Annotated in this window: 27 protein-coding genes; 22 read left to right on the top strand and 5 right to left on the bottom strand. The window is 70.5% G+C overall.

The window, feature by feature from the left end; translation table 11 throughout:
* Positions 1–7 precede the first annotated feature (7 nt).
* Together ACKOQ4_RS15430 and ACKOQ4_RS15425 are read left to right on the top strand one after the other, a co-directional pair.
* The gene (locus ACKOQ4_RS15430; protein WP_526293373.1) at positions 8–820 is read left to right on the top strand and encodes an SHOCT domain-containing protein; all 813 of its coding nucleotides are present in this window, start codon (positions 8–10) and stop codon (positions 818–820) included.
* A 65-nt stretch (positions 821–885) separates the two neighbouring features.
* Positions 886–1,725, top strand: coding sequence for a mycofactocin-coupled SDR family oxidoreductase (locus ACKOQ4_RS15425; protein ID WP_526293371.1), 840 nt, complete (start codon positions 886–888; stop codon positions 1,723–1,725).
* A 54-nt stretch (positions 1,726–1,779) separates the two neighbouring features.
* Here the strand turns inward: ACKOQ4_RS15425 and ACKOQ4_RS15420 are convergent, their stop codons facing one another.
* Both ACKOQ4_RS15420 and ACKOQ4_RS15415 read right to left on the bottom strand, forming a co-directional pair.
* Complete coding sequence (locus ACKOQ4_RS15420) at positions 1,780–2,661, bottom strand: universal stress protein (protein WP_526293369.1); 882 nt, start codon at positions 2,659–2,661, stop codon at positions 1,780–1,782.
* Positions 2,658–4,139: an amino acid permease gene (locus ACKOQ4_RS15415; RefSeq protein WP_526293367.1), complete on the bottom strand. Its 1,482-nt coding sequence runs from the start codon at positions 4,137–4,139 to the stop codon at positions 2,658–2,660. Before ACKOQ4_RS15415 ends, ACKOQ4_RS15420 begins: the two co-directional genes overlap by 4 nt.
* A gap of 95 nt (positions 4,140–4,234) precedes the next feature.
* Between ACKOQ4_RS15415 and ACKOQ4_RS15410 the strand changes: the two genes are divergently transcribed.
* On the top strand, positions 4,235–5,452 hold the full coding sequence (locus ACKOQ4_RS15410; RefSeq protein WP_526293401.1) for an NAD(P)/FAD-dependent oxidoreductase: 1,218 nt from the start codon (positions 4,235–4,237) through the stop codon (positions 5,450–5,452).
* On the opposite strand, the gene mftR is transcribed toward ACKOQ4_RS15410, so the two are convergent.
* The gene (gene mftR / locus ACKOQ4_RS15405) at positions 5,449–6,039 is read right to left on the bottom strand and encodes a mycofactocin system transcriptional regulator MftR (RefSeq protein WP_526293365.1); all 591 of its coding nucleotides are present in this window, start codon (positions 6,037–6,039) and stop codon (positions 5,449–5,451) included. The genes ACKOQ4_RS15410 and mftR overlap by 4 nt on opposite strands.
* A gap of 94 nt (positions 6,040–6,133) precedes the next feature.
* Here mftR and mftA point away from each other — a divergent pair, with 94 nt between their 5' ends.
* Genes mftA through mftG form a run of 7 tightly spaced genes read left to right on the top strand, consistent with a single transcriptional unit; the run spans position 6,134 to position 12,229 of the window.
* Positions 6,134–6,232 carry a mycofactocin precursor MftA gene (mftA, locus tag ACKOQ4_RS15400; RefSeq protein WP_526293363.1) on the top strand — a complete coding sequence of 33 codons (99 nt, stop codon included), beginning with the start codon at positions 6,134–6,136 and terminating at the stop codon, positions 6,230–6,232.
* Positions 6,217–6,501, top strand: a complete 285-nt coding sequence (gene mftB, locus ACKOQ4_RS15395) for a mycofactocin biosynthesis chaperone MftB (RefSeq protein ID WP_526293362.1) — start codon at positions 6,217–6,219, stop codon at positions 6,499–6,501. The genes mftA and mftB overlap by 16 nt, the downstream gene beginning before the upstream one ends.
* Positions 6,498–7,643, top strand: coding sequence for a mycofactocin radical SAM maturase (gene mftC / locus ACKOQ4_RS15390; RefSeq protein WP_526293360.1), 1,146 nt, complete (start codon positions 6,498–6,500; stop codon positions 7,641–7,643). Before mftB ends, mftC begins: the two co-directional genes overlap by 4 nt.
* A complete protein-coding gene (mftD, locus tag ACKOQ4_RS15385; protein WP_526293358.1) occupies positions 7,643–8,839 on the top strand; it encodes a pre-mycofactocin synthase MftD in 1,197 nt (398 codons plus the stop codon). The genes mftC and mftD overlap by 1 nt, the downstream gene beginning before the upstream one ends.
* A complete protein-coding gene (mftE, locus tag ACKOQ4_RS15380; RefSeq protein ID WP_526293399.1) occupies positions 8,794–9,537 on the top strand; it encodes a mycofactocin biosynthesis peptidyl-dipeptidase MftE in 744 nt (247 codons plus the stop codon). The genes mftD and mftE overlap by 46 nt, the downstream gene beginning before the upstream one ends.
* Positions 9,534–10,940, top strand: coding sequence for a mycofactocin biosynthesis glycosyltransferase MftF (gene mftF / locus ACKOQ4_RS15375; protein WP_526293356.1), 1,407 nt, complete (start codon positions 9,534–9,536; stop codon positions 10,938–10,940). Before mftE ends, mftF begins: the two co-directional genes overlap by 4 nt.
* On the top strand, positions 10,937–12,229 hold the full coding sequence (mftG, locus tag ACKOQ4_RS15370; protein ID WP_526293354.1) for a mycofactocin dehydrogenase MftG: 1,293 nt from the start codon (positions 10,937–10,939) through the stop codon (positions 12,227–12,229). The genes mftF and mftG overlap by 4 nt, the downstream gene beginning before the upstream one ends.
* Here mftG and ACKOQ4_RS15365 read toward each other — a convergent pair.
* The gene (locus ACKOQ4_RS15365) at positions 12,226–13,476 is read right to left on the bottom strand and encodes a cytochrome P450 (RefSeq protein ID WP_526293352.1); all 1,251 of its coding nucleotides are present in this window, start codon (positions 13,474–13,476) and stop codon (positions 12,226–12,228) included. The genes mftG and ACKOQ4_RS15365 overlap by 4 nt on opposite strands.
* Positions 13,477–13,641: 165 nt before the next feature.
* Between ACKOQ4_RS15365 and ACKOQ4_RS15360 the strand changes: the two genes are divergently transcribed.
* Positions 13,642–15,240, top strand: a complete 1,599-nt coding sequence (locus tag ACKOQ4_RS15360; RefSeq protein ID WP_526293350.1) for a carboxylesterase/lipase family protein — start codon at positions 13,642–13,644, stop codon at positions 15,238–15,240.
* 4 nt (positions 15,241–15,244) lie between these two features.
* Here ACKOQ4_RS15360 and ACKOQ4_RS15355 read toward each other — a convergent pair whose 3' ends face one another.
* A complete protein-coding gene (locus tag ACKOQ4_RS15355; protein ID WP_526293348.1) occupies positions 15,245–16,309 on the bottom strand; it encodes an NAD(P)H-dependent amine dehydrogenase family protein in 1,065 nt (354 codons plus the stop codon).
* Between the two features lie 384 nt (positions 16,310–16,693).
* Here ACKOQ4_RS15355 and rpsJ point away from each other — a divergent pair, with 384 nt between their 5' ends.
* Genes rpsJ through rpsQ form a run of 11 tightly spaced genes read left to right on the top strand, consistent with a single transcriptional unit; the run spans position 16,694 to position 22,236 of the window.
* Positions 16,694–16,999, top strand: a complete 306-nt coding sequence (gene rpsJ, locus ACKOQ4_RS15350) for a 30S ribosomal protein S10 (protein ID WP_003883485.1) — start codon at positions 16,694–16,696, stop codon at positions 16,997–16,999.
* Positions 17,000–17,013: 14 nt separating this feature from the next.
* Positions 17,014–17,667 carry a 50S ribosomal protein L3 gene (gene rplC / locus ACKOQ4_RS15345; RefSeq protein ID WP_526293346.1) on the top strand — a complete coding sequence of 218 codons (654 nt, stop codon included), beginning with the start codon at positions 17,014–17,016 and terminating at the stop codon, positions 17,665–17,667.
* Positions 17,667–18,338, top strand: a complete 672-nt coding sequence (gene rplD, locus ACKOQ4_RS15340) for a 50S ribosomal protein L4 (protein ID WP_526293344.1) — start codon at positions 17,667–17,669, stop codon at positions 18,336–18,338. Before rplC ends, rplD begins: the two co-directional genes overlap by 1 nt.
* Positions 18,338–18,640, top strand: coding sequence for a 50S ribosomal protein L23 (rplW, locus tag ACKOQ4_RS15335; protein ID WP_526293342.1), 303 nt, complete (start codon positions 18,338–18,340; stop codon positions 18,638–18,640). Before rplD ends, rplW begins: the two co-directional genes overlap by 1 nt.
* Positions 18,641–18,659: 19 nt before the next feature.
* Positions 18,660–19,496: a 50S ribosomal protein L2 gene (gene rplB, locus ACKOQ4_RS15330; protein WP_526293340.1), complete on the top strand. Its 837-nt coding sequence runs from the start codon at positions 18,660–18,662 to the stop codon at positions 19,494–19,496.
* 14 nt (positions 19,497–19,510) lie between these two features.
* Entirely contained in the window at positions 19,511–19,792 is a 282-nt protein-coding gene (rpsS, locus tag ACKOQ4_RS15325) for a 30S ribosomal protein S19 (protein WP_010908582.1), read from the top strand.
* A gap of 31 nt (positions 19,793–19,823) precedes the next feature.
* Positions 19,824–20,402 (top strand): 50S ribosomal protein L22, encoded by a 579-nt coding sequence (rplV, locus tag ACKOQ4_RS15320; RefSeq protein ID WP_526293338.1) that lies wholly within the window; start codon positions 19,824–19,826, stop codon positions 20,400–20,402.
* Positions 20,402–21,268, top strand: coding sequence for a 30S ribosomal protein S3 (gene rpsC / locus ACKOQ4_RS15315; protein ID WP_526293336.1), 867 nt, complete (start codon positions 20,402–20,404; stop codon positions 21,266–21,268). The genes rplV and rpsC overlap by 1 nt, the downstream gene beginning before the upstream one ends.
* Position 21,269: 1 nt before the next feature.
* Positions 21,270–21,686 (top strand): 50S ribosomal protein L16, encoded by a 417-nt coding sequence (rplP, locus tag ACKOQ4_RS15310; RefSeq protein WP_526293333.1) that lies wholly within the window; start codon positions 21,270–21,272, stop codon positions 21,684–21,686.
* Positions 21,686–21,919, top strand: a complete 234-nt coding sequence (rpmC, locus tag ACKOQ4_RS15305) for a 50S ribosomal protein L29 (RefSeq protein ID WP_526293331.1) — start codon at positions 21,686–21,688, stop codon at positions 21,917–21,919. The genes rplP and rpmC overlap by 1 nt, the downstream gene beginning before the upstream one ends.
* A complete protein-coding gene (gene rpsQ / locus ACKOQ4_RS15300) occupies positions 21,919–22,236 on the top strand; it encodes a 30S ribosomal protein S17 (RefSeq protein WP_526293329.1) in 318 nt (105 codons plus the stop codon). Before rpmC ends, rpsQ begins: the two co-directional genes overlap by 1 nt.
* Positions 22,237–22,474 lie beyond the last annotated feature (238 nt).

Genomic DNA, 22,474 nt, shown 5'->3' with positions numbered 1-22,474 from the left:
CCCGGCAGTGCTGGCGCGTTATCTCAAAGCCCAACTGACCGTTCTGCTGTGCGGCGGGCTGGTCGGCCCGATCTTCCTGATCGTCTACTTCGCCCTGGGCCCGATGTCGCGGCCGACTCTGAATTGGATGTTCTGGGTAGGCCTGTTCGTCACCGCGATCGACGTGCTCGCGGCCCTGGCGCTGACGAACTACGGGGCCAAGGCCGAGGCCCGCCACCGGGAGCTGAGCCGAACCGGTGTGCTCACCACGGCCCGGGTCACCGGCATCTCCGACACCTCCTGGTTCGTCAACAACCGGCAGATGATCAAAGTAGGACTTCATTTCGATACCCCGGTGCCCTTCGACGCACGAGAGACCATGGCGTCGAGCCCGGCCCGGATGCAGATCCTCAATGCCCGAGTGCTGGTGGCCTTGGTCGATCCCGCGACCAACCGGTATGAAATCGACTGGGATGCAAGCGCACTGGTCGCCGGTGCGGTGCCGGCCCAGTTCAGCCTCGACGAGGAGAACCGGACCTACGACCTGACCGGGAAGTCCGGGCCGCTGATGCAGATCCTGCAGATCCTGCACGCCAACGGAATTCCGTTCTCCGGCGCGATCGACGTCCGCTCCAATCCCGTTGTGCGCCAGCAGGTCATGGACATCGTCCGGCTTGCCGGCAGCGGCGGGGCGGAGCACACAACCGTCGCCCCGGCGCCCGCGCAGCCGCCGCTCACCGTGTCGCAGCGGCTGCAGCAGTTGGACACGCTGCGCGCCACCGGCGCGATCACCGAGTCCGAATACACCGCTAAACGCCGCGAGATCATCGCCGAGTTGTGAGGCCGGACTGAAACACGTTTCAGTTTTCTTGCTAGCCTTGGGCGCGGCGGCAGAAAGGACGGCCAATGGGTGATCTGGCGGGGCGCGTCGCGTTCGTGACCGGGGCCGCGCGCGGCCAGGGCCGTGCCTATGCGATACGGCTGGCCCGAGAGGGCGCCGACGTGGTGATCAGCGATATCTGCGCCCCGGTCTCCGGCACCGTGCCCTACGTCGGGGCGACGCCCGAGGACCTCGCCGAGACCGAGCGACTGGTCGCCGCCGAGGGCCGCGCGGTGCTCTCCCGTGCGGTCGACATCCGCGACGACGCCGCGCTGAGACAACTGGTCTCCGACGCCGTGGAGCGTTTCGGCCGGCTGGACGTGCTGGTCGCCAACGCCGGTGTGCTCAGCTGGGGCAGGGTCTGGGAGCTCTCCGACGAGCAGTGGAACACCGTGATCGACGTCAACCTCACCGGGACCTGGCGCACGCTGCGGGCCGTCATCCCGGCGATGATCGAGGCCGGCAACGGCGGGTCGATCATCATCGTCAGCTCGGCCAGCGGGGTCAAGGCCACCCCGGGCAACGGGCACTACTCGGCCTCCAAGCACGGGCTGACGGCCTTGACCAACTCCCTGGCACTGGAACTGGGCGAGTACGGCATCCGGGTCAACTCGATCAACCCGTACTCGATCGCCACCCCGATGATTCTCAACGAGGCGATGCTGGGCATCCTCAAGGCGCACCCGAGCTACCTCAATGCCTACGCGCCGATGCCGTACCAGCCGGTACCCGAAAGCGGTTCCAAGCGAAGCGATTTCATGTCCCCGGAGGAGGCCGCCGAGGTGGTGGTGTGGCTGGCGGGGAACCGCTCCGGTGTCATCTCCGGATCGCAGATCCTGGTGGACCGCGGGGTGCTGAAGTACTGAAGCACCCCATCGGCGTGCGGTGCTGAAGTACTGAAGTACTGAAGGACTGAAGCGCTAACCCGGAAGCACGAGCACCGGAACCGGACTCACGCGCATGATCTTCGTCGCGTGCGAGCCCAGGAACACGTGCGCGATGTCGCTACGGGGCGAACTGCCCAGCGCCAGGATCTCGCCGTCCAGCCATTCGGCGTCGTCGAGAGCCTGACCCCACCCGTTGCCGCTGACCACCTGCAACGGCACGTCCTCGCCAACCACCCCGTCGGACCGCAGCCGGGCCAGCATCTCGCTGGCCTGCGACTCCCACGCCGCCAGGATGGAGTCCTCGGCGTGCAGTCCGACCTCGGGCGGGTACATGGTGCGGCCGCGGACCGCGAAGGTGATCACCCGCAGCGGCACCCCCAGCCGCTCGGCCAGCGCGGCGACGCGGCGCACCAGATCCCCGGATTCGGTTGTGCCGGCGTAGCCGCAGGTGATCCGGGTCAGCTTCCCGCCGCGCGCGCCGCGGTAGCCGCGGGGCGCGATCGCCACCGGAACCGGCGCGGAGTGCAGCAACCGGTCGGCGGTGGACCCGACGACGACCTGACCCAGTTGGCCGTGCGCCGAGGAGCCCAGCACCAGCAGGTCCGCGTCGACTTCGTTGACCACGTCGATCAGGCCGCCGGACGCCGAGCGGTGGGCATGGCTGTGGAAGACCACCTCGGGCGGTGACTCGATCGACATCAGCTCGCGCTGCGCCTCCTTGGCCGAGTCCGCGGCCAGCTGGTCGGCCCACGCCGCGTACTCGGCGTCCACCCGGGCCGGCGACGGGAAGGTCCACGGCTTGGGAACGATGGTCGCCACCGTCAGCGACGTCCGCATCGCCCGGGCCGCACCCGCCGCCAGGTGCAGGGGAGCCGAGCCGCTCTTGCCGGCCAGGTAGCCGACGACGACGGTCACTGTTCGTCCCGCTTCGGGTGGATCACCTCGACGCCGGTGACGTCGGTCGAGGTGACCGCGCCGGGATTCAGCGCGCTGTGGTGCCGGCTCCACAGGAAGTAGAAGGCGAGCGCCACCGACACCCATAGGGCGAAGGCGAGCCAGGTGTACCAGCGCAGGCTGAGCAGGATGTAGCCGCAGGCGATGACGGTCAGAACCGGGGTCACCGGGTAGCCGGGCACCCGGAAGCCGCGCGGCAGGTCCGGTTCCCGCCGGCGCAGCAGGATCACCCCGATCGCCACCACGATGAACGCCGTCAGGGTGCCGATGGACACCAGGTCGGCCAGGTAGTCCAGTGGGATGAAGCCGGCCAGCAGGGCCACCACGACCGCGACGATGATGGTGTTGGTCCGCGGCGTCATCGTCCGCGGATCGACCTTGGCGAAGGTCGAGGGCAGCAGTCCGTCGCGTCCCATGGCGAACAGGATCCGGGTCTGCCCGTACAGAGTCACCAGGGTCACCGAGAAGATGGAGATGACCGCGCCGGCGGCCAGGACGGTGCCCCAGTACTGCGCGCCGGTGACGTTGTCCAGGATGGTGGCAAGCCCGGCCTTCTGGCCTTCGAAATCCGGCCAGTCCTGGGCTCCCAGGGCGGTGAACGTCACCAGCAGGTAGACGCTGGTGACGGTCAGCAGTGCGGCGATGATCGCCCGCGGCATGGTGCGCTGCGGGTCCTTCACCTCGTCGCCGGCGGTGGAGACGGCGTCCAGGCCGATGTAGGAGAAGAAGATGGTTCCCGCCGCGGCGCCGATGCCGCCGACTCCGAACGGTGCGAATTCGGCGAACCGGTCGGTCTTGAAGGCGGTGAAGGCGATCACCGAGAACATCAGCAGGACACCGAGTTTGATGATCACCATCACGCTGTTGACCTTCGCCGACTCGCTGGCGCCCCGGATCAGCAGCAGCGCGCACAACCCGACGAGGACCATCGCCGGCAGGTTCACGATCCCGGGTTCGGCGTCCCACGGCGCGGCCGACAGCGCGTCGGGCAGCCGGAATCCCAGGAAGTTCTCCAGCAGTTTGTTGACGTATTGGCTCCACCCCACCGCAACCGCCGCGGTGGACACCCCGTACTCCAGCAGCAGGCAGGCCGCCACGCCCATGGCCACCACCTCACCGAGGGTGGTGTAGGCGTAGGAGTAGGTCGACCCGGCCACCGGCACCGCCGAGGCCAACTCGGCGTAGCAGATCGCCGCCAGCCCGGCGGCCAGCCCGGCGATCAGGAACGAGACGATGACGCTCGGGCCGGCTTTCGGCACGGCTTGGGAGAGCACGAAGAAGATGCCGGTGCCGACCGTGCAGCCGACGCCGAACATGGTCAGCTGGAACACCCCGATGGAGCGCTTGAGGTTCTCCGAGGCGCCGTGAGCCACCGGCGCCCCGAGCACCGGTCGCCGGCGCAGCATCTGCTCGGTGAGCGAGATTGCCGGTGCCGTCATCGGGGGAGCCTCCTGGCTGTGCGGATTCAGCTGATTATGGGCCTGTTGCGGGGGATCCGCGCGGTAAAGGGCGGTATCAGGATGGCCCGCCCGGGATCGGCGTCGTGTATGAACACCACGTGAGCAACAACGGGGTAGTCATCGTCGGCGGCGGGTTGGCCGCCGTCCGCAGCGCCGAGCAGTTGCGGAAGTCCGGCTACGACGGCCCGGTCACCGTCGTCAGCGAGGAGACCCACCCGCCGTACGACCGTCCGCCGCTGTCCAAGGACGTCCTGCAGGACAGTGCCAAGGGGCTGGCCGACGTCGCCCTCAAACCCGACGACTTCTACACCGGCAACGACGTCGCCGTTCGCCTCGGGGTGGCCGCGCAGTCGCTGGACACCGGGGCGCGGACGGTGACGCTGACCGACGGGACGGCGCTGGGCTACGACGAACTGGTGATCGCCACCGGTCTGGTGCCCAGACGGATCCCGTCGTTCCCGGATCTGTCCGGCATCCGGGTGCTGCGCTCCTTCGGCGACGCGATGGAGCTTCGCGAGCACGCCGCCTCGGCCCGCCGCGCGGTGATCGTCGGCGCCGGCTTCATCGGCTGCGAGGTCGCGGCCAGCCTGCGCAGGCTCGGAGTGGGCGTGGTGCTGGTGGAGCCCCAGCCCGCCCCGCTGGCCGGGGTGCTGGGCGAACAGATCGGGACGCTGGTGGCCCGGCTGCACCGCGCCGAGGGTGTCGACGTGCGCACCGGCGTCGGGGTGGCCGAGGTCGCCGGAACCGGCGGACACGTCAGTGCGGTGACGCTGACCGACGGCACCGTGCTCGACGCCGACCTGGTTCTGGTGGGCATCGGATCACGCCCGGCCACCGGCTGGCTCGAGGACAGCGGGGTGGAACTGGACGCCGGAGACCGCGGCGTGGTGTGCGACGAGGTGGGGCGCACCAGCGCGCCGCACGTCTGGGCGCTGGGTGACGTCGCCTCGTGGCGCGACGAGGCCGGCCACCAGGTCCGGGTGGAGCACTGGAGCAACGTCGCCGAGCAGGCCAGGGTCATGGTGCCGGCCATGCTCGGCTTGCAGGTGCCCTCGGTGGTGGTGGTGCCCTACTTCTGGAGCGACCAGTACGACGTCAAGATCCAGTGCCTGGGCGAGCCGCGGGCCGGCGACGCCGTGCACGTCGTCGAGGACGACGGCCGCAGGTTTTTGGCCTACTACGAACGCGACGGCGCGCTGTCCGGTGTGGTCGGCGGCGGCATGCCGGGCAAGGTGATGAAGGCCCGCGCGAAGATCGCCGCCGCCGCGCCGATCGGCGAGGTGCTCGGCTAGAGACCGCCCGCCGCGGTGTCGAAGGCGTCGGCCAGTGCCTGCCGCAGCGACACCGACGCCGCCTCGTCGCCCTCGCCCAGCCAGTGCTCGTAGGCGGCCAGCGCCACACCGAGCATCAGCCACGCCTGCGTCTGCGGAACCAGATCCGCTGGGCGGCAACCGGTTCGGCGCGCCACGAAATCGGCCACCACGTCGCGCCAGCCGGCATACATGGTCATCGAGTAGGCCTGCAGCTCGGCGGTCTGCAGGATCACCCGCATCCGCTGGCGGTGGCGGGCGGCCTCGGACTCCTCGAAGGTGTTGAAGTCAAGCAGCGCCGAGCGCAGCGCATCGCGGACCGGGGTGCCCGGGTCGGCGGCGTCGAGCAGGGCCGCGAAGCGTTGCAGGTGTGAGTCGAAGTCGCCCCACGGGATCGCGTTCTTGGAGGCGTAGTAGCGGAACAGGGTCCGCCGGGCGATGCCGGCCGCCACCGCGACGTCCTCGACGCTGACCTCGCTGAAGCCGTAGGCGGCGAAGAGGTCCAGGGCCACACCGGCGATGTGATCGGGGGTGGTCGAGCGACGCCGCCCGGCCCGCGCAGTTCCCATCCGACCAAACCCTTCCTTTTTCGGCACTTGATGCCATATTCTGGCGGTTCGACGCCCCGATGTCGACGTTTCCGCACCCGAAAGGACGCACCGCATGGAGCCGACCCAGAACGAGACGACCGCCGCCACCGAACTGGTGACCGAGAGCCTGGTCGAAGAGGTTTCCATCGACGGGATGTGCGGGGTCTACTGATCGACACGTCGCTGACCTGGCGCCTGCACCCGCAGGTGGCGGTGCGGCCCGAACCGTTCGGGGCGCTGCTCTACCACTTCGGGACCCGCAAGCTGTCATTCCTGAAGAACCGCACCATCGTCGCGGTGGTCGAGTCCCTGGCCGACCATCCCGACGTGGGTTCGGCTCTGGCGGCCGCCGGCGTCGGCGCCGGTCAGGAGGGTCCCTACCTGCACGCCCTGGGCGTGCTCGCCGACTCGAACATGCTGATCCCCGGGGAGGCGCGGTGACCTCCGGGCTCATCACGCAGTTCGAGCGCGGGCTGGACGCCCCGATCTGTCTGACCTGGGAGCTGACCTACGCCTGCAACCTGTCCTGCGTGCACTGCCTGTCCTCCTCGGGCCGGCGCGACCCCCGCGAGCTGTCCACCGCCCAGTGCAAGGCGATCATCGACGAACTCGAGGCAATGCAGGTCTTCTACGTCAACATCGGCGGCGGCGAACCGACCGTGCGCCCGGACTTCTGGGAACTGGTGGACTACGCCACCGCCCACCGGGTCGGGGTGAAGTTCTCCACCAACGGCGTGCGCATCACCCGCGAGGCGGCGGCCCGGCTGGCCGCCAGCGACTACGTCGACGTCCAGATCTCCGTGGACGGCGCCACCGCCGACGTCAACGACGCCGTCCGCGGCACCGGGTCCTTCGCGATGGCTCTGCGGGCCCTGGAAAACCTTGCCGCCGAAGGATTCCGCGACCCGAAGATCTCGGTGGTGGTGACCCGCCACAACGTCGGTCAGCTCGACGCCTTCAAGGCCCTGGCCGACCGCTACTCCGCGACGCTGCGGATCACCCGGCTGCGGCCGTCGGGCCGCGGCGCCGACGTCTGGGACGACCTGCACCCCACCGCCGAACAGCAGCTGCAGCTCTACGACTGGCTGGTCGCCCACGGCGAGCGGGTGCTCACCGGGGACTCCTTCTTCCACCTGTCCGGCCTGGGCGAGCCCGGAGCGCTGGCCGGGCTCAACATGTGCGGCGCCGGACGGGTGGTGTGCCTGATCGACCCGGTCGGCGACGTCTACGCGTGTCCGTTCGCCATCCACGAGAAGTTCCTGGCCGGAAACGTGTTGGCCGACGGCGGATTCGGGTCGGTCTGGAGGGACTCGGCGCTGTTCACCGAACTGCGCGCACCGCAGTCCCCCGGGGCGTGCGGCAGCTGCGGACACTACGACAGCTGCCGAGGCGGCTGCATGGCCGCGAAGTTCTTCACCGGCCTGCCGCTGGACGGCCCGGACCCCGAATGCGTGCGCGGATTGAGCACCCCGGCGCTGGCCGCCGAACGCCAGATGCCGCGGCCCCGCGCCGACCACTCCCGCGCCGTCCTGCTCACGCTGGCCAAGCCGCCGGCCAAGCGCTGCAACGAAAGCCCGGTCTGATGGCACGCGACCTCTGGTTCGAGACCGTCGCCGTCGCCCAGCAGCGCGCTAAGAAGCGGCTGCCCAAGGGGGTCTACGACGCGCTGCTGGCCGGCAGCGAGAAGGGCCTGACCTACTCCGACAACGTCGAGGCCTTCGCCGAACTCGGATTCGCACCGCACGTCATCGGCGCCACCGAGAAGCGGGATCTGGCGACAACGGTTATGGGCCAGGATATTTCGATGCCGGTGCTGATCTCACCCACCGGCGTGCAGGCCGTCAACCCCGACGGTGAGGTGGCGGTCGCCCGTGCGGCCGCCGCGCGCGGCACCGCCATGGGACTGTCGTCCTTCGCCAGCAAGCCCATCGAAGAGGTCATCGCCGCCAACCCCAAGACGTTCTTCCAGATCTACTGGCTGGGCGGGCGCGACGCTATCGCCCGGCGCGCCGACCGGGCCCGGGCCGCAGGCGCGGTGGGCCTGATCGTCACCACCGACTGGAGCTTCTCGCACGGCCGGGACTGGGGCAGCCCGAAGATCCCGCAGAAGATGGACTACCTCACCGCCATCAAGATGTCCCCGCAGGGCATCGTGCGGCCGCGCTGGTTCCTGGAGTGGGCCAGGACCCTCAAACCCCCGGCGCTGTCGGTGCCCAACCAGGCCGGCAAGGGCGAGGCGGGGCCACCGTTCTTCGAGGCCTACGGCGAGTGGATGGGCACCCCGCCGCCGACCTGGGAGGACATCGCCTGGCTGCGGGAGTACTGGGGCGGGCCCTTCATGCTCAAGGGCGTGATGCGGGTCGACGACGCCCGCCGCGCGGTGGACGCCGGCGTCACCGCCATCTCGGTGTCCAACCACGGCGGCAACAACCTCGACGGCACCCCGGCAACGATCCGCGCGCTGCCGGCCATCGCCGAGGCGGTCGGCGCGCAGGTGGAGGTGCTGCTCGACGGCGGCATCCGCCGGGGCAGCGACGTGGTCAAGGCGCTCGCACTGGGGGCGAAGGCGGTGATGATCGGCCGGGCCTACCTGTGGGGCCTGGCAGCGGCGGGTCAGGCCGGGGTGGAGAACGTGCTGGACATCCTGCACGGCGGGATCGACTCCGCGCTGCGCGGTCTGGGCAGGTCCTCGGTCCACGACATCACCCGCGACGACGTGCTGGTGCCCCCCGGATTCACCCGGTCACTAGGCGCGCCCCGGTCTACCATCGCGGAGTGATCGACCTGGCCGAACTGGGGGAGTGCACGTCCGGCCAGCTTTCTGAAACGGCGCCGACGCTGGTCGTGCCGGTCGGCTCCACCGAGCAGCACGGCCCGCACCTGCCGCTGGACACCGACACCCGGATCGCGACCGCGGTGGCCCGCGAGGTCGCCGGCCGCCTCGATCACCTGCTGGCCCCGGCGATCGCCTACGGGGCGTCCGGGGAACACCAGGGCTTCTGCGGCACCGTCTCGATCGGCACCGCGGCGCTGACGGCCGTGCTCGTGGAGTACGGGCGTTCGGCGTGCGGGTGGGCGCCGAGGGTGGTGTTCGTCAACGGACACGGCGGCAACCTCGATGCGCTGCGCGCCGGGGTGGCGACGCTTCGTGCCGAAGGCCGGGACGCGGCGTGGGTGAGCGGATGCCCGGAACGCTGCGACGCCCACGCCGGGCACACCGAAACCTCTCTGCTGCTTCATCTTTCACCGCAGGCAGTCCGGACCGACCGGTGGGTGCGGGGCAACACTGCTCCGCTGGACGAGCTGATGGCCGGTCTGCGCAGCGGCGGTGTCGCCGCGGTCAGCGACTCGGGGATACTGGGCGACCCCACCACCGCGACAGCCGCCGACGGTGCGCGGATTTTCGCCGGCATGGCCGCCGACTGCGTCGAGCGGGTGCGGCGCTGGACGCCCGGTCCGGACGGGATGCTGCGATGAACCGGCTGCCGGACGGTTTCGCCGTCCAACTCGACCGCCGGGTCAGGGCGCTCGGCGAGGGGGCGGCACTGCTGGGCGGCTCGCCGACCCGGCTGCTACGGCTGGCCCCGGCCGCGCAGACCATGCTCGCCGAGGGCCGGTTGGAGGTGCGCGACACCGCCAGCGCCGACCTGGCCCGCGCCCTGCTCGACGCCACCGTCGCCCACCCCCGCCCGGCGGGCGGGCCGTCCTACCGCGACGTGACCGCGGTGATTCCGGTGCGCGACAACGCAACAGGTGTGCAGCGGCTGGTGGCGGCGCTTCGCGGTCTTCGGGTGGTGATCGTCGACGACGGATCGCTGTCCCCGCTCAGCCCGGGCCGGTTCGACGGCGCGCCGTGTCAGGTCGAGGTCTACCGGCACGACCGCAGCCGCGGCCCGGCCGCCGCCCGCAACACCGGCCTGGCGCTGTGCCGCACCGAGTTCGTGGCCTTCCTCGACGCCGACGTCCTGCCCCGGCGCGGATGGCTGGAGGCCCTGCTCGGGCATTTCTGCGACCCGACCGTCGCGCTGGTGGCCCCGCGGATCGTGTCGATGCACCCCGGCGAGAGCGCGATAGCGCGCTACGAGGCGGTGCACTCCGCCCTGGACCTCGGCGAGCGCGAGGCGCCGGTGGTGCCCTACGGCCCGGTCTCCTACGTGCCCAGTGCCGCGATGATCTGCCGGCGCTCGGCGGTGCTCGGCATCGGGGGCTTCGACGAGGCGCTGCACTGCGGCGAGGACGTCGACCTGTGCTGGCGCCTGCTGGAGAGCGGGTCCCGGCTGCGCTACGAGCCGGTGGCGCTGGTCGCCCACGAGCACCGGACCACGCTGCGGGAGTGGTTGTCGCGCAGAGTTTTCTACGGTGGATCGGCCGCACCTCTGGCCCAGCGCCACCCGGACAACACCGCCGCGCTGGTGATCCCGCTGCTGACCTTGCTGAGCTGGTCCTCGCTGGCCGCCGGTTCGGCCGCGGGCGTCCTCGGCGGCGTGGTCTTCGCCGGGCTGTACGCCCGGAAGGTGGCCCGGACCGTGCGCAGCTCCGAACTCGGCCCCGCCGAGGCGGCGGTGCTGGCGGCAAGGGGCCTGGGCCGCGGCGCGCTGCAACTGTCCTCGGCGGTCTGCCGGCCCTACTGGCCGGCCGCGCTGGCCGCGGGCCTGGTGTCCCGGCGGTGCCGGCGCGCGGCGGCCGCGGCGGCGGTCGTCGACTCGGCTCATGCGTGGGTCACCCGCAGGAAGCTTCCCGACGAGGGCGCCAAGCCGATCGGGCCGATCGGCTACACCGCCCTCAAGCGCCTCGACGACCTCGCCTACGGCGCCGGGGTCTGGGCGGGCGTGGTGCGGGAGCGCACTTTGCAGCCGCTGCGCCCCGACATCAAGCAGTGAACGCCGACGTCCTCATCGTCGGTGCCGGCAGCGCGGGATCGATTGTCGCCGAACGGCTCTCGCAGGACACCGGCTGCCGGGTCACCGTCGTCGAACCGGGTCCCGGGCCCGGGGACCCGGTGGCGCAGGCGATGACCGCCGACGGGTATGTCCTGCCGATCGGGCCGGGCAGCCCGGTGGCCAGGCGCTACCGGGCAACGCTGACCGGGCACCCGCCGCGGGAGACGGACCTCGTGCGCGGGATCGGCGTCGGCGGGTCCGGGGCGGTCAACGGCGGCTACTTCTGGCGTCCGTACCCCGGTGACATCGATCCGCTGCCGGGCTGGTCGCAGGCCGAGCTCGACGCGCACTACGCCGCCGTCGCAGCCCGCATCCCGATCCGCCCCGTCTCTGAGTTCGCCTTCGCCACAACTGCATTCGCCGCGGCGGCCGAGCGCGCCGGCCACCGCTGGGAGGCGGTGCCGCTCAACATCGTCGACGGTGTGCGCACCGGACCCGGGGCGGCGTTCCTGGTTCCGGCGCTGAACCGGCCGAACCTCACCGTGCTGACCGGAACCCGGGCCACCCGGATAGCCATCGCCGGCGGCCGGGCGGTGGGCGTCGAGGCCGTCGGGCCGGCCGGGCCGCTGTCGCTGTCCGCCGGGCGTGTGGTGCTGTGCGCCGGGGCGATCGGCAGCGCGCATCTGCTGATGCTCTCCGGAATCGGGCCGGCCGGGGCCCTGCGGGGCCTCGGGATCCCGGTGCTGGCCGACCTGCCGGTCGGGCGAGGCAGTTGCGACCACCCGGAATGGGTGATGTCCACCACCTGGCGGCCCGAGCGGGACCGCCCGGTGCTGGAGGCGGTGCTGGCCGTCGACGGCGTGGAGATCCGTCCCTACACAACCGGATTCGGGGCGGCGGTGACCGGCGTCGGGGTGGCGCTCATGCGGCCGCGGTCACGCGGGCGGGTCTCGCTGGTGTCAGCTGATCCCTTCGCCGATCCGCGGATCGAGCACCGTTACGACAGCGAGCCCGACGATATCGCCGACCTGCGGCGTGGCTGCGAGCTGGCCGCCGGGATCATCGCCGGTGAAACCGAACTGGGTAGCCCGGTCTGGTCGACCTCGCAGCACCTGTGCGGCACCGCCCCGATGGGCGCCGGCGAGCACGCCGTCGTAGACCCGCGGTGCCGTGTCCTCGGTGTGGATGGTCTGTCCGTGATCGACGGCTCGGTGCTGCCGAGAATCCCCGGCCGCGGCCCGCACGCCGCCATCGCGATGCTGGCCCACCGTGCCGCGGAGTTCGCCTAGGCGATCTCGCAGCGGATCGGCAGGTGCTTGAGGCCACCGACGAACGTCGTCGCCATGTGCTCGGGCTTGCCGGCCAGCTCGATGGACTTGATCCGCGGCACCAGTTCGGAGAAGAAGCTGTTGATCTCCATCCGGGCCAGTGCCGCCCCCAGGCAGAAGTGCACCCCGTAGCCGAAGGACAGGTGCTTGTTGGGGTCGCGGCCGACGTCGAAGCGGAACGGGTCTGCGAACACGTCCTCGTCGCGGTTGGCCGAGACGTAGCTCAGCAGCACCGCCTCGCCCTTGGCGATCGGCACGCCGCGCACCTCGGTGTCGGCCTGCGCGGTGCGCATGAACTCCTTGACCGGCACCACCCAGCGGATCATCTCCTCGACCGCGGTGGGCATCAGCGACATGTCCGACTTCAGCCGGGCCAGTTCGCCGGGGTTCTCCAGCAGGGCCAGCAGGCCGCCGGCGGTGGCCGCGCTGGTGGTGTCGTGCCCGGCGCTGGCCACGATCACGTAGTAGGACAGGGTGTCCATGTCGGTCAGCGGTTCGCCGTTGATCCTGGCGTTGGCGATCGCCGAGGCGAGGTCCTCGGTCGGGTGCTCGCGGCGGGACTGGGTCAGTGCCATGAAGTAGTTGAAGAAGTCCACCAGCACCGCGAGCATGTCCTCGACGCCGCCGCCGCGCTGCAACTCCTCGTCGTTGCCGCCGAACATCTCCTGGGTCAGCTTGAGCATGCGCGGGAAGTCGGAGTCCGGCAGGCCCAGCATGGACAGGATGATGTAGAGCGGATAGTTCACCGCGATCTCGGTGGCGAAGTCGAACTCCCCGCCCATCTCGGCCATCCTGTCGACGTACTGCTTGGCCAGTTCGTCGCAGCGGGTCTTCAGCGCCCGCATCGCCCTGGGCCGGAACCAGTCCACGCCGATCTTGCGCATGTCGCGGTGGTGCGGGTCGTCCATGTGGATCAGGGTGCGCAGGCCGACGCCGGCCTCGATGTCGCGCAGCAGGGCGTCGTCGGCCTCGGCGATGGTCAGCAGCGGGCGCGGAAAGTTGGTGAACAGGTCGTTCTGCCGCTCGATCTCCATGATGTCGGCGTGCTTGGTGATCGCCCAGAACGGCCGGTACTCGGCGACGTCGACCCACGACACCGGGGCGTGCTTTCGGCAGTGCGCCAGCGCCTCGTGCAACGTCTTCTCGTCGGTGTAGGCCTGGGGATCGGCCAGTACCCCTGCGGCCGCGTCCATGATCCGTGCGCTCATTGGGTCTCCCTCGGGTACGTCGACGGAATTGACGGGTGTCAGCCCCACATTAGCCGGGGTCCATTCCGGCGGGCGGGAGGCAGTCGCGTCCAGTCTGACCAGCGTGAGCGCGCGGGGGAAGGGCACGAGGTCACGGTGGCGGGCTCCCGCGTAGGCTCGGGACCCGTGCCGCCCCGTCCCGTCGGCGCCGTGCTCCGGTGCGCTGCTGTGCTGCTGGCCGTCGCGCTGATCGTCACCGGATGCGGTCCGGCCGCTCCCGCCGGCGATCCCGCGGTGGTCCGCACCTCCGACGGGGCGGTGCGCGGGGTGCTGGGCTCCAGCGACGGACTCGGTTTCCGGCTGTTCCAGGGCATCCCCTACGCGGCGGCGCCGGTCGGTCCGCTGCGCTGGCAGCCGCCGGTGCCGCCGCCGCGGTGGAACGCGGTGCGCGACGCCACCAAGCCGGGCCTGCGCTGCGTCCAAGACACCCGTGCCGACCCCGACTTCGGGCGGCCGACCGGTGAGGACTGCCTGAACCTGACGGTCTGGACGCCCTCGGCGGCCACCCCCGCGGACCGCCGGCCGGTGATGGTGTGGATCCACGGCGGCGGCTTCCTCAACGGCAGTTCGGACATCTACAACGCCCGCTGGCTGGCCACCCGCGGCGACATCGTCGTCGTCGCGGTCAACTACCGCCTCGGCGCACTGGGCTTCCTGGCCCATCCCGCGCTCACCGGCAGCGGGGGACAGGCCCCCGGCAACTACGGCCTGGCCGACCAGCAGGCCGCGCTGCGCTGGGTGCGCGACAACGTCGCCGCCTTCGGCGGAGACCCGGACCGGGTCACCATCGCCGGGGAGTCGGCCGGGGCGATCTCGGTGTGCGACCACATGGTGGCCCCGGAGTCGACGGGGTTGTTCCGGGCCGCGATCATGCAGAGCGGGCCGTGCCAGGCCCAGGCGCCGTTGCCGGCCGCCGAGAAGATCAGCGTCGACTACGCCGCCCGGGCGGGGTGCCCCGACCGGCCCGCTGTGCAGCAGTGTCTGCGCGACCTGCCCGCCGACCGGCTGATCACCGGGCCGCCGTACGTGCGCATCGGCGCCAACATCCTGACCGGGCCGGTGACCGGAACCCAGCGGCTGCCCGCCGACCCGCCCACCGTCGCCGACAGCGGGCCGATCGCGCGGGTGCCGGTGCTGATCGGCAGCACCGCCGACGAGTTCACCCTCTTCGTCGCGCTGACCTATCTGCGCCACCGCCGGCTGCCGCCGTACCGCACCCTGCTCAAGGACACCTTCGGAACCCAGGCCCCGGCGGTGGCCGCGCGCTACCCGCTGACCCGCTACGACGGCAGCAACTGGCTGGCCTACGCCGCCGCCGTCACCGACGGGATCTTCGCCTGCCCGATCGAGGGACTCGCGGCCGGACTGGCGAAGCACGCGCCGGTCTACGCCTACGAGTTCAACGATCGTCACGCGCCGGCGCCGGAACCGTTGCAGCACATGCCCTTCGCCGCCGGCGCGGCCCACGCGCTGGAACTGCGCTATCTGTTCGACCTGGGCGGCGCGCCGCCGCTTGATCCGGCCCAGCGGCGCCTGTCCGACCAGATGATCGCCTACTGGAGCCGGTTCGTGACCACCGGCGCCCCCGGCGTCGACGGCCTGCCGGCGTGGCCGGCGCTGAATCCCGAAGCGCCCCAACAGATGTCGCTGCAGCCGGGTTCCCCGGTGCTCACCGCCGACTTCACCGCCCGCCACCAGTGCGGGTTCTGGTCCTCGCTGGGCTGAGCAGTCAGCCGGCGCCGAACTGCGGCGCGGCCCGGCCGGCGATGAGCGGCAGGTCCAGATAGGTCCTGATGCCCGGTTCGGCCCGGCACACGTACGGGATCGCGCTGACGCAGTGGTTGGCGGTGGCCACCACCCCGGGGTTGCGGATCAGGCCCTGCGCGACGGTCTCGGGCTGCAGGCCCTTGAACGTCAGCAGCACGTCGGGGTCCCCGGTGATCTCGACCTCGAAGCGCTCGCCCTGCTCGCCCAGCGTCCACGGCGGGTCCAGGTCCACCTCGCACATCAGCCAGTTCACCGCGGCGGTGACCACCGGCGTGCCGTCGACGATCGCCTGCCAGCGGAACCGGCGCGCGGCCACCGTCCCGGGCTCCATCGGCACGATCAGGTCGTCGCTGCCGTGCACCGCGACCGCCACCTCCTGGGTGGATCGGATGCTCGGCTCGGCGGCGAACCCCAGCTGGTCGGTCACCATCCGCACCGAGGCCTTGAAGCCGGCTTCCAGCAGGGTCGCCATCGGCCCGGCGATCGCCTGCTCGGGGGTCAATCCGAAGCCCATCACCTCGCGGACCACCAGCGGGGAGTTGTAGGTGCGCAGATCGGAGAACTCCTCGGCCCGCACATGGGTGATCGCCGAGGACAGCGCGGAGACCACCAGCGGGAAGCGTTCGGTGATCCCGCCCGGGTGAATGCCCGAGCCGTGCAGGCTCACCCCGCCGTCCAGGCAGGCCTGCTCGACGGCGGCCACGGCCGGGTTCTGCCGGTCCGGGTACACCCAGCCGACCGGGGTGACCACGTTCTTGCCCGAGCGCAGGATCGCCTCGACGACGGCCTGGTCGGGCAGCAGCGGGGAGTACATGACGCAGTCGGCGTCGGTGGCCAGCAGCGCCTCGACGTCGCAGGTGGCCGCCACCCCGACGGCCGCCTCGCCGGCCAGCTCTCCGGCGTCGCGGCCGTCCTTGTCCGGGCTGTGCACCCAGGCGCCGACCAGGTCGAGTTCGGGGTGGCGTAGAACGCCCTGGATCGCGGCGCGGCCGACGCCGCCGGTGGCCCACTGGATGACTCGGTACATGAGGGCACGGTATGCCCTCCGGGGTGGTCGGGAGTGTGCCCAGAGCATCGGAATCGGCAGGAAACCCCGGAAGAGGCGATCCGAGGGCACTCCCGGCGGGGGTGGGGGAGGGGGATTTGGAGCCCGCCCTGGTTGTCAGGCATAATAGCCGGGTTGTCTTGAGCCGGGTTCGCGCCCAGTGTTTGAGACTTCCGACCAGCGCCAACACCGGCGCGTCCGGTCTCCACCTCGCAAGCGGGATTTCCCGCGCGGGGCTGCGTGCGGGTCTAGACAGACACACCCGAGCGCGGGGGCCGGTGGACTTGGACAGGTAAACAGCGGCGGCGGAAGCCAGCGGCCCCGGATGCCCGGGGGCGCACCATCAGGAGTGAAGGTAGGAGAAGCGTGGCGGGACAGAAGATCCGCATCAGGCTCAAGGCCTACGACCACGAGGCCATCGACGCCTCGGCGCGCAAGATCGTGGAGACGGTCACCCGTACCGGCGCCAGCGTGGTCGGACCTGTGCCGCTGCCGACCGAGAAGAACGTGTACTGCGTCATCCGCTCCCCGCACAAGTACAAGGACTCGCGGGAGCACTTCGAGATGCGCACCCACAAGCGGCTCATCGACATCCTCGACCCGACGCCCAAGACGGTCGACGCGCTGATGCGCATCGACCTGCCCGCCAGCGTCGACGTGAACATCCAGTAGGGGTCGGCACGAACATGGCACGCAAAGGAATTCTGGGCACCAAGCTGGGCATGACCCAGGTGTTCGACGAGAACAACCGCGTCGTTCCGGTGACGGTCGTCAAGGCCGGGCCGAACGTCGTCACCCGGGTGCGCACCCCGGAGAAGGACGGCTACAGCGCCGTGCAGCTGGCCTACGGCGAGATCAGCCCGCGCAAGGTCAACAAGCCGGTCACCGGTCAGTACGCCGCCGCCGGGGTCAACCCGCGCCGGCACCTGGCCGAGCTGCGCCTCGACGACGAGACCGCCGCCGGGGAGTACGAGGTCGGCCAGGAACTGACCGCCGAGATCTTCGCTGAGGGCAGCTACGTCGACGTCACCGGCACCTCCAAGGGCAAGGGCTACGCCGGCACCATGAAGCGGCACGGCTTCCGCGGCCAGGGCGCCGCCCACGGCGCGCAGGCGGTGCACCGCCGGCCCGGCTCGATCGGTGGTTGCTCCACCCCCGGACGGGTGTTCAAGGGCACCCGGATGTCGGGCCGGATGGGCAACGACCGCGTCACCACGCAGAACCTGCTGGTGCACAAGGTGGACGCCGAGAACGGCGTGCTGTTGATCAAGGGTGCGGTCCCCGGCCGCACCGGCGGCCTGGTTATGGTTCGCACCGCGGTCAAACGAGGTGAGAAGTGATGGCTAGCAAGAAAATCGACGTCCACGTCCCGGGCGGTGCGAAGAGCGGCACGGTGGAACTTCCGGCTGCCCTCTTCGACGTCGACGCCAGCATCGCGCTGATGCACCAGGTGGTCACCGCGCAGCTGGCGGCGGCCCGCCAGGGCACCCACGCCACCAAGACCCGCGGTCTGGTGTCCGGTGGCGGCAAGAAGCCCTACCGGCAGAAGGGCACCGGCCGGGCCCGCCAGGGATCGACCCGCGCCCCGCAGTTCAAGGGCGGCGGAACGGTGCACGGCCCGCAGCCGCGCGACTACAGCCAGCGCACCCCGAAGAAGATGATCGCCGCCGCGCTGCGCGGGGCGTTGAGCGACCGGGCCCGCAACGACCGCATCCACGCGGTCACCGAACTGGTCTCCGGCCAGACCCCGTCGACCAAGAGCGCCAAGTCGTTCCTGGCCACCCTCACCGACCGCCGGCGGGTGCTGGTGGTCATCGGGCGGGCCGACGAGGTGGGAGCCAAGAGCGTGCGTAACCTGCCCGGCGTGCACGTGCTCTCGCCGGATCAGCTCAACACCTACGACGTGCTCAAGGCCGACGACGTGATCTTCAGCGTCGAGGCTCTCAACGCCTTCATCGAGCACGCGTCATCCGATTCGAAGGCGAAGGCAGCCCAGGAGGTGTCGGCCTGATGGCAACCGTGACCGACCCGCGCGACATCATCATCGCGCCGGTGATCTCCGAGAAGTCCTACGGGCTGATCGAGGACAACGTCTACACGTTCTTCGTCCACCCGGACTCGAACAAGACCCAGATCAAGATCGCGATCGAGAAGATCTTCTCGGTCAAGGTCGCCTCGGTGAACACCGCCAACCGGCCGGGCAAGCGCAAGCGCACCCGCTACGGCTTCGGCAAGCGCAAGGACACCAAGCGAGCGATCGTGACTCTGGCCCCCGGCAGCAAGCCGATCGACATCTTCGGAGCACCGGCCTAGCCGGGGAGGAAGCACAGACATGGGAATCCGCAAGTACAAGCCGACGACCCCGGGTCGCCGCGGTGCCAGCGTCTCCGACTTCGCTGAGATCACCCGCTCGACGCCGGAGAAGTCGCTGCTGCGCCCGCTGCACAGCACCGGCGGGCGTAACGCGCACGGCCGCATCACCACCCGGCACAAGGGCGGCGGTCACAAGCGCGCCTACCGGGTGATCGACTTCCGTCGCAACGACAAGGACGGCGTCAACGCCAAGGTTGCGCACATCGAGTACGACCCCAACCGCACCGCCAACATCGCACTGCTGCACTTCCTGGACGGCGAGAAGCGCTACATCATCGCCCCCCAGGGTCTCAAGCAGGGCGACATCGTGGAGTCCGGGCCCAACGCCGACATCAAGCCCGGCAACAACCTGCCGATGCGCAACATCCCGGCGGGCACCCTGATCCACGCCGTGGAGCTGCGCCCGGGCGGCGGCGCCAAGCTGGCCCGCTCGGCCGGCGCCAGCATCCAGCTGCTGGGCAAGGAGGGTGCCTACGCCTCGCTGCGCATGCCCTCGGGTGAGATCCGCCGCGTCGACGTGCGCTGCCGCGCCACCGTCGGCGAGGTGGGCAACGCCGAGCAGGCCAACATCAACTGGGGCAAGGCCGGCCGGATGCGGTGGAAGGGCAAGCGCCCCACCGTCCGTGGCGTCGTGATGAACCCCGTCGACCACCCGCACGGCGGTGGCGAGGGCAAGACCTCCGGCGGCCGTCACCCGGTCAGCCCGTGGGGCACGCCCGAGGGCCGCACCCGCAAACCGAACAAGCCGAGCGACAAGCTCATCGTCCGACGCCGGCGCACCGGCAAGAAGCGCTAGGCAGGAGTAGGTAAATGCCACGCAGTCTCAAGAAGGGTCCGTTCGTCGACGACCATCTGCTCAAGAAGGTCGACGTCCAGAACGAGAAGAACACCAAGCAGGTCATCAAGACCTGGTCGCGTCGTTCGACCATCATCCCCGACTTCATCGGCCACACCTTCGCCGTCCACGACGGCCGCAAGCATGTGCCGGTGTTCGTCACCGAGGCGATGGTCGGCCACAAGCTGGGCGAGTTCGCCCCGACGCGCACGTTCAAGGGTCACATCAAGGACGACCGGAAAGCGAAGCGGCGATGAGCGCCTGCGCGAAAGGCAAAGAGACGAGCCAATGACGACAGCGACTGAATATCCCTCGGCCTCCGCCGTGGCGCGCTACCTGCCGTTCTCGGCCAGCAAGGCCCGCCGGGTGATCAACCTGGTCCGCGGCAAGTCGGTCGAGGAGGCCCTCGACATCCTGCGCTGGGCTCCGCAGGCCGCCAGCGAGCCGGTCGCCAAGGTGATCGCCAGTGCCGCGGCCAACGCGCAGAACAACAACGGCCTCGACCCGCGCACCCTGGTCGTCGCCACCGTCTACGCCGACGAGGGTCCGACCGCCAAGCGCATCCGACCGCGCGCGCAGGGCCGCGCCTTCCGGATCCGCAAGCGCACCACCCACGTCACCGTGATCGTGGAGAGCCGTCCGCCGCGCGGTGAGCGAGCGGCGACGGCGTCGTCGCGCTCCCGTCGCGCCCAGGGCAGCAGGGCCGCCGCGGGCGTCGGGCCGGCACCGGCCAAGGCGCCCACCAAGAAGGCGCCCACCAAGAAGGCTCCGGCCAAGAAGGCTCCGGCCAAGAAGGCGCCTCCCGCCGCGAAGGCGGCAACATCCAGCAGCGCGAAGGCTCCGGCCAAGAAGGGAGGCTCGGAGTAGTGGGCCAGAAGATCAACCCCCACGGCTTCCGGCTCGGCATCACCACCGACTGGAAGTCCCGGTGGTACGCCGACAAGCAGTACGCCGAGTACGTCAAGGAAGACGTCGCGATCCGCCGTCTGCTGGCCAGCGGCCTGGAGCGGGCCGGCATCGCCGACGTCGAGATCGAGCGCACCCGCGACCGGGTCCGGGTGGACATCCACACCGCCCGCCCGGGCATCGTCATCGGCCGGCGCGGCACCGAGGCCGACCGCATCCGCGCCGACCTGGAGAAGCTCACCGGCAAGCAGGTGCAGCTGAACATCCTCGAGGTGAAGAACCCCGAGTCGCAGGCGCAACTGGTGGCCCAGGGCGTGGCCGAGCAGCTGAGCAACCGGGTGGCGTTCCGGCGCGCCATGCGCAAGGCCATCCAGTCGGCCATGCGCCAGCCCAACGTCAAGGGCATCCGGGTGCAGTGCTCGGGCCGCCTGGGCGGTGCGGAGATGAGCCGCTCGGAGTTCTACCGCGAGGGCCGGGTGCCGCTGCACACCCTGCGCGCCGACATCGACTACGGCCTGTACGAGGCCAAGACCACCTTCGGCCGCATCGGTGTGAAGGTGTGGATCTACAAGGGCGACGTCGTCGGCGGCAAGCGTGAGCTGACCGCCGTCGCGCCGGGTGCCGACCGGCCGCGCCGCGATCGCCCGTCGTCGGCCACCCGCCCGCGCCGCAGCGGCTCGTCGGGCACCACCGCCACCAGCACCGAGGCCGGCCGCGCCGCGACCGAGGAGACCGCCGAGCCGGTCACCCCGGTCACCGCCGAGGCTCCCGAAACCGTCGAGAGCACCGCCGTCGAGAGCACCGGCGTCGAGAGCACGGAGAGCTGAGATGTTGATTCCCCGCAAGGTCAAGCACCGCAAGCAGCACCACCCCAAGCAGCGTGGCATCGCCAGCGGTGGCACCGCCGTGACGTTCGGTGACTACGGCATCCAGGCCCTCGAGCACGCCTACATCACCAACCGGCAGATCGAGTCCGCGCGTATCGCCATCAACCGCCACATCAAGCGCGGCGGCAAGGTGTGGAGCAACATCTTCCCGGACCGCCCGCTGACCAAGAAGCCGGCCGAGACCCGCATGGGCTCGGGTAAGGGCTCACCGGAGTGGTGGGTGGCCAACGTCAAGCCCGGCCGGGTGCTCTTCGAGCTGAGCTACCCCAACGAGGAGATCGCCCGGGCCGCGCTGACCCGCGCGATCCACAAGCTGCCGATCAAGGCACGCATCGTGACCCGAGAGGAGCAGTTCTGATGGCCGTGGGCACCAGTGCCGGCGAGCTGCGCGAGTTGACCGCCGAAGAGTTGACCGACAAGCTGCGCCAGTTCAAGGAGGAGCTGTTCAACCTCCGCTTCCAGTCGGCCACCGGCCAGCTGGCCAACAACCGCCGGCTGCGGGTGGTCCGCCGGGAGATTGCGCGCATCTACACCGTGTTGCGCGAACGTGAGCTGGGTCTGGCCTCCGGACCCGGTGGTGAGGAGTCGTAATGGCTGGGAAGACAACGCCGACCAAGACCGCCGCCGGTCCCAAGCACACCCCGGCCACCGAGAAGCCGCGCGGGCGCCGCAAGACCGCGATCGGCTACGTGGTCAGCGACAAGATGGAGAAGACCATCGTCGTCGAACTCGAGTCGCGTGTGCAGCACCCCAAGTACGGCAAGATCATCCGGACCACCAAGAAGGTCAAGGCCCACGACGAGAACGGCACCGCCGGCATCGGCGACCGGGTCTCGCTGATGGAGACCCGTCCGCTGTCGGCCACCAAGCGCTGGCGGCTGGTGGAGGTCCTCGAGCGGGCCAAGTAACCCGACAGACGCCCGACGCCCACCGCCGCACCGGCGGTGGGCGTTTGCGTTTCCGGCCTCGCGGGTATCAGCCCCGGTGGAGCCGTTCGGAGGATCCCGATCCTGAATCTTCTCAGCCGGCTGGTCGGCGTGCCGGCCTGCGTCGTCGCCGGTATCGCACTGATCGCGCGCAACCTCGAGGTGACCAACACGATCACCCTGGGTGCGTCCGCCTTCTCGCCGTACCTGATGCTGGCCG

The sequence above is a fragment of the Mycobacterium sp. genome (assembly GCF_046095365.1).
In the GTDB taxonomy this organism is placed as follows: domain Bacteria; phylum Actinomycetota; class Actinomycetes; order Mycobacteriales; family Mycobacteriaceae; genus Mycobacterium.
Note: the sequence above shows the minus strand (reverse complement) of the source record. Positions and strands in the feature narration are given on the sequence as shown.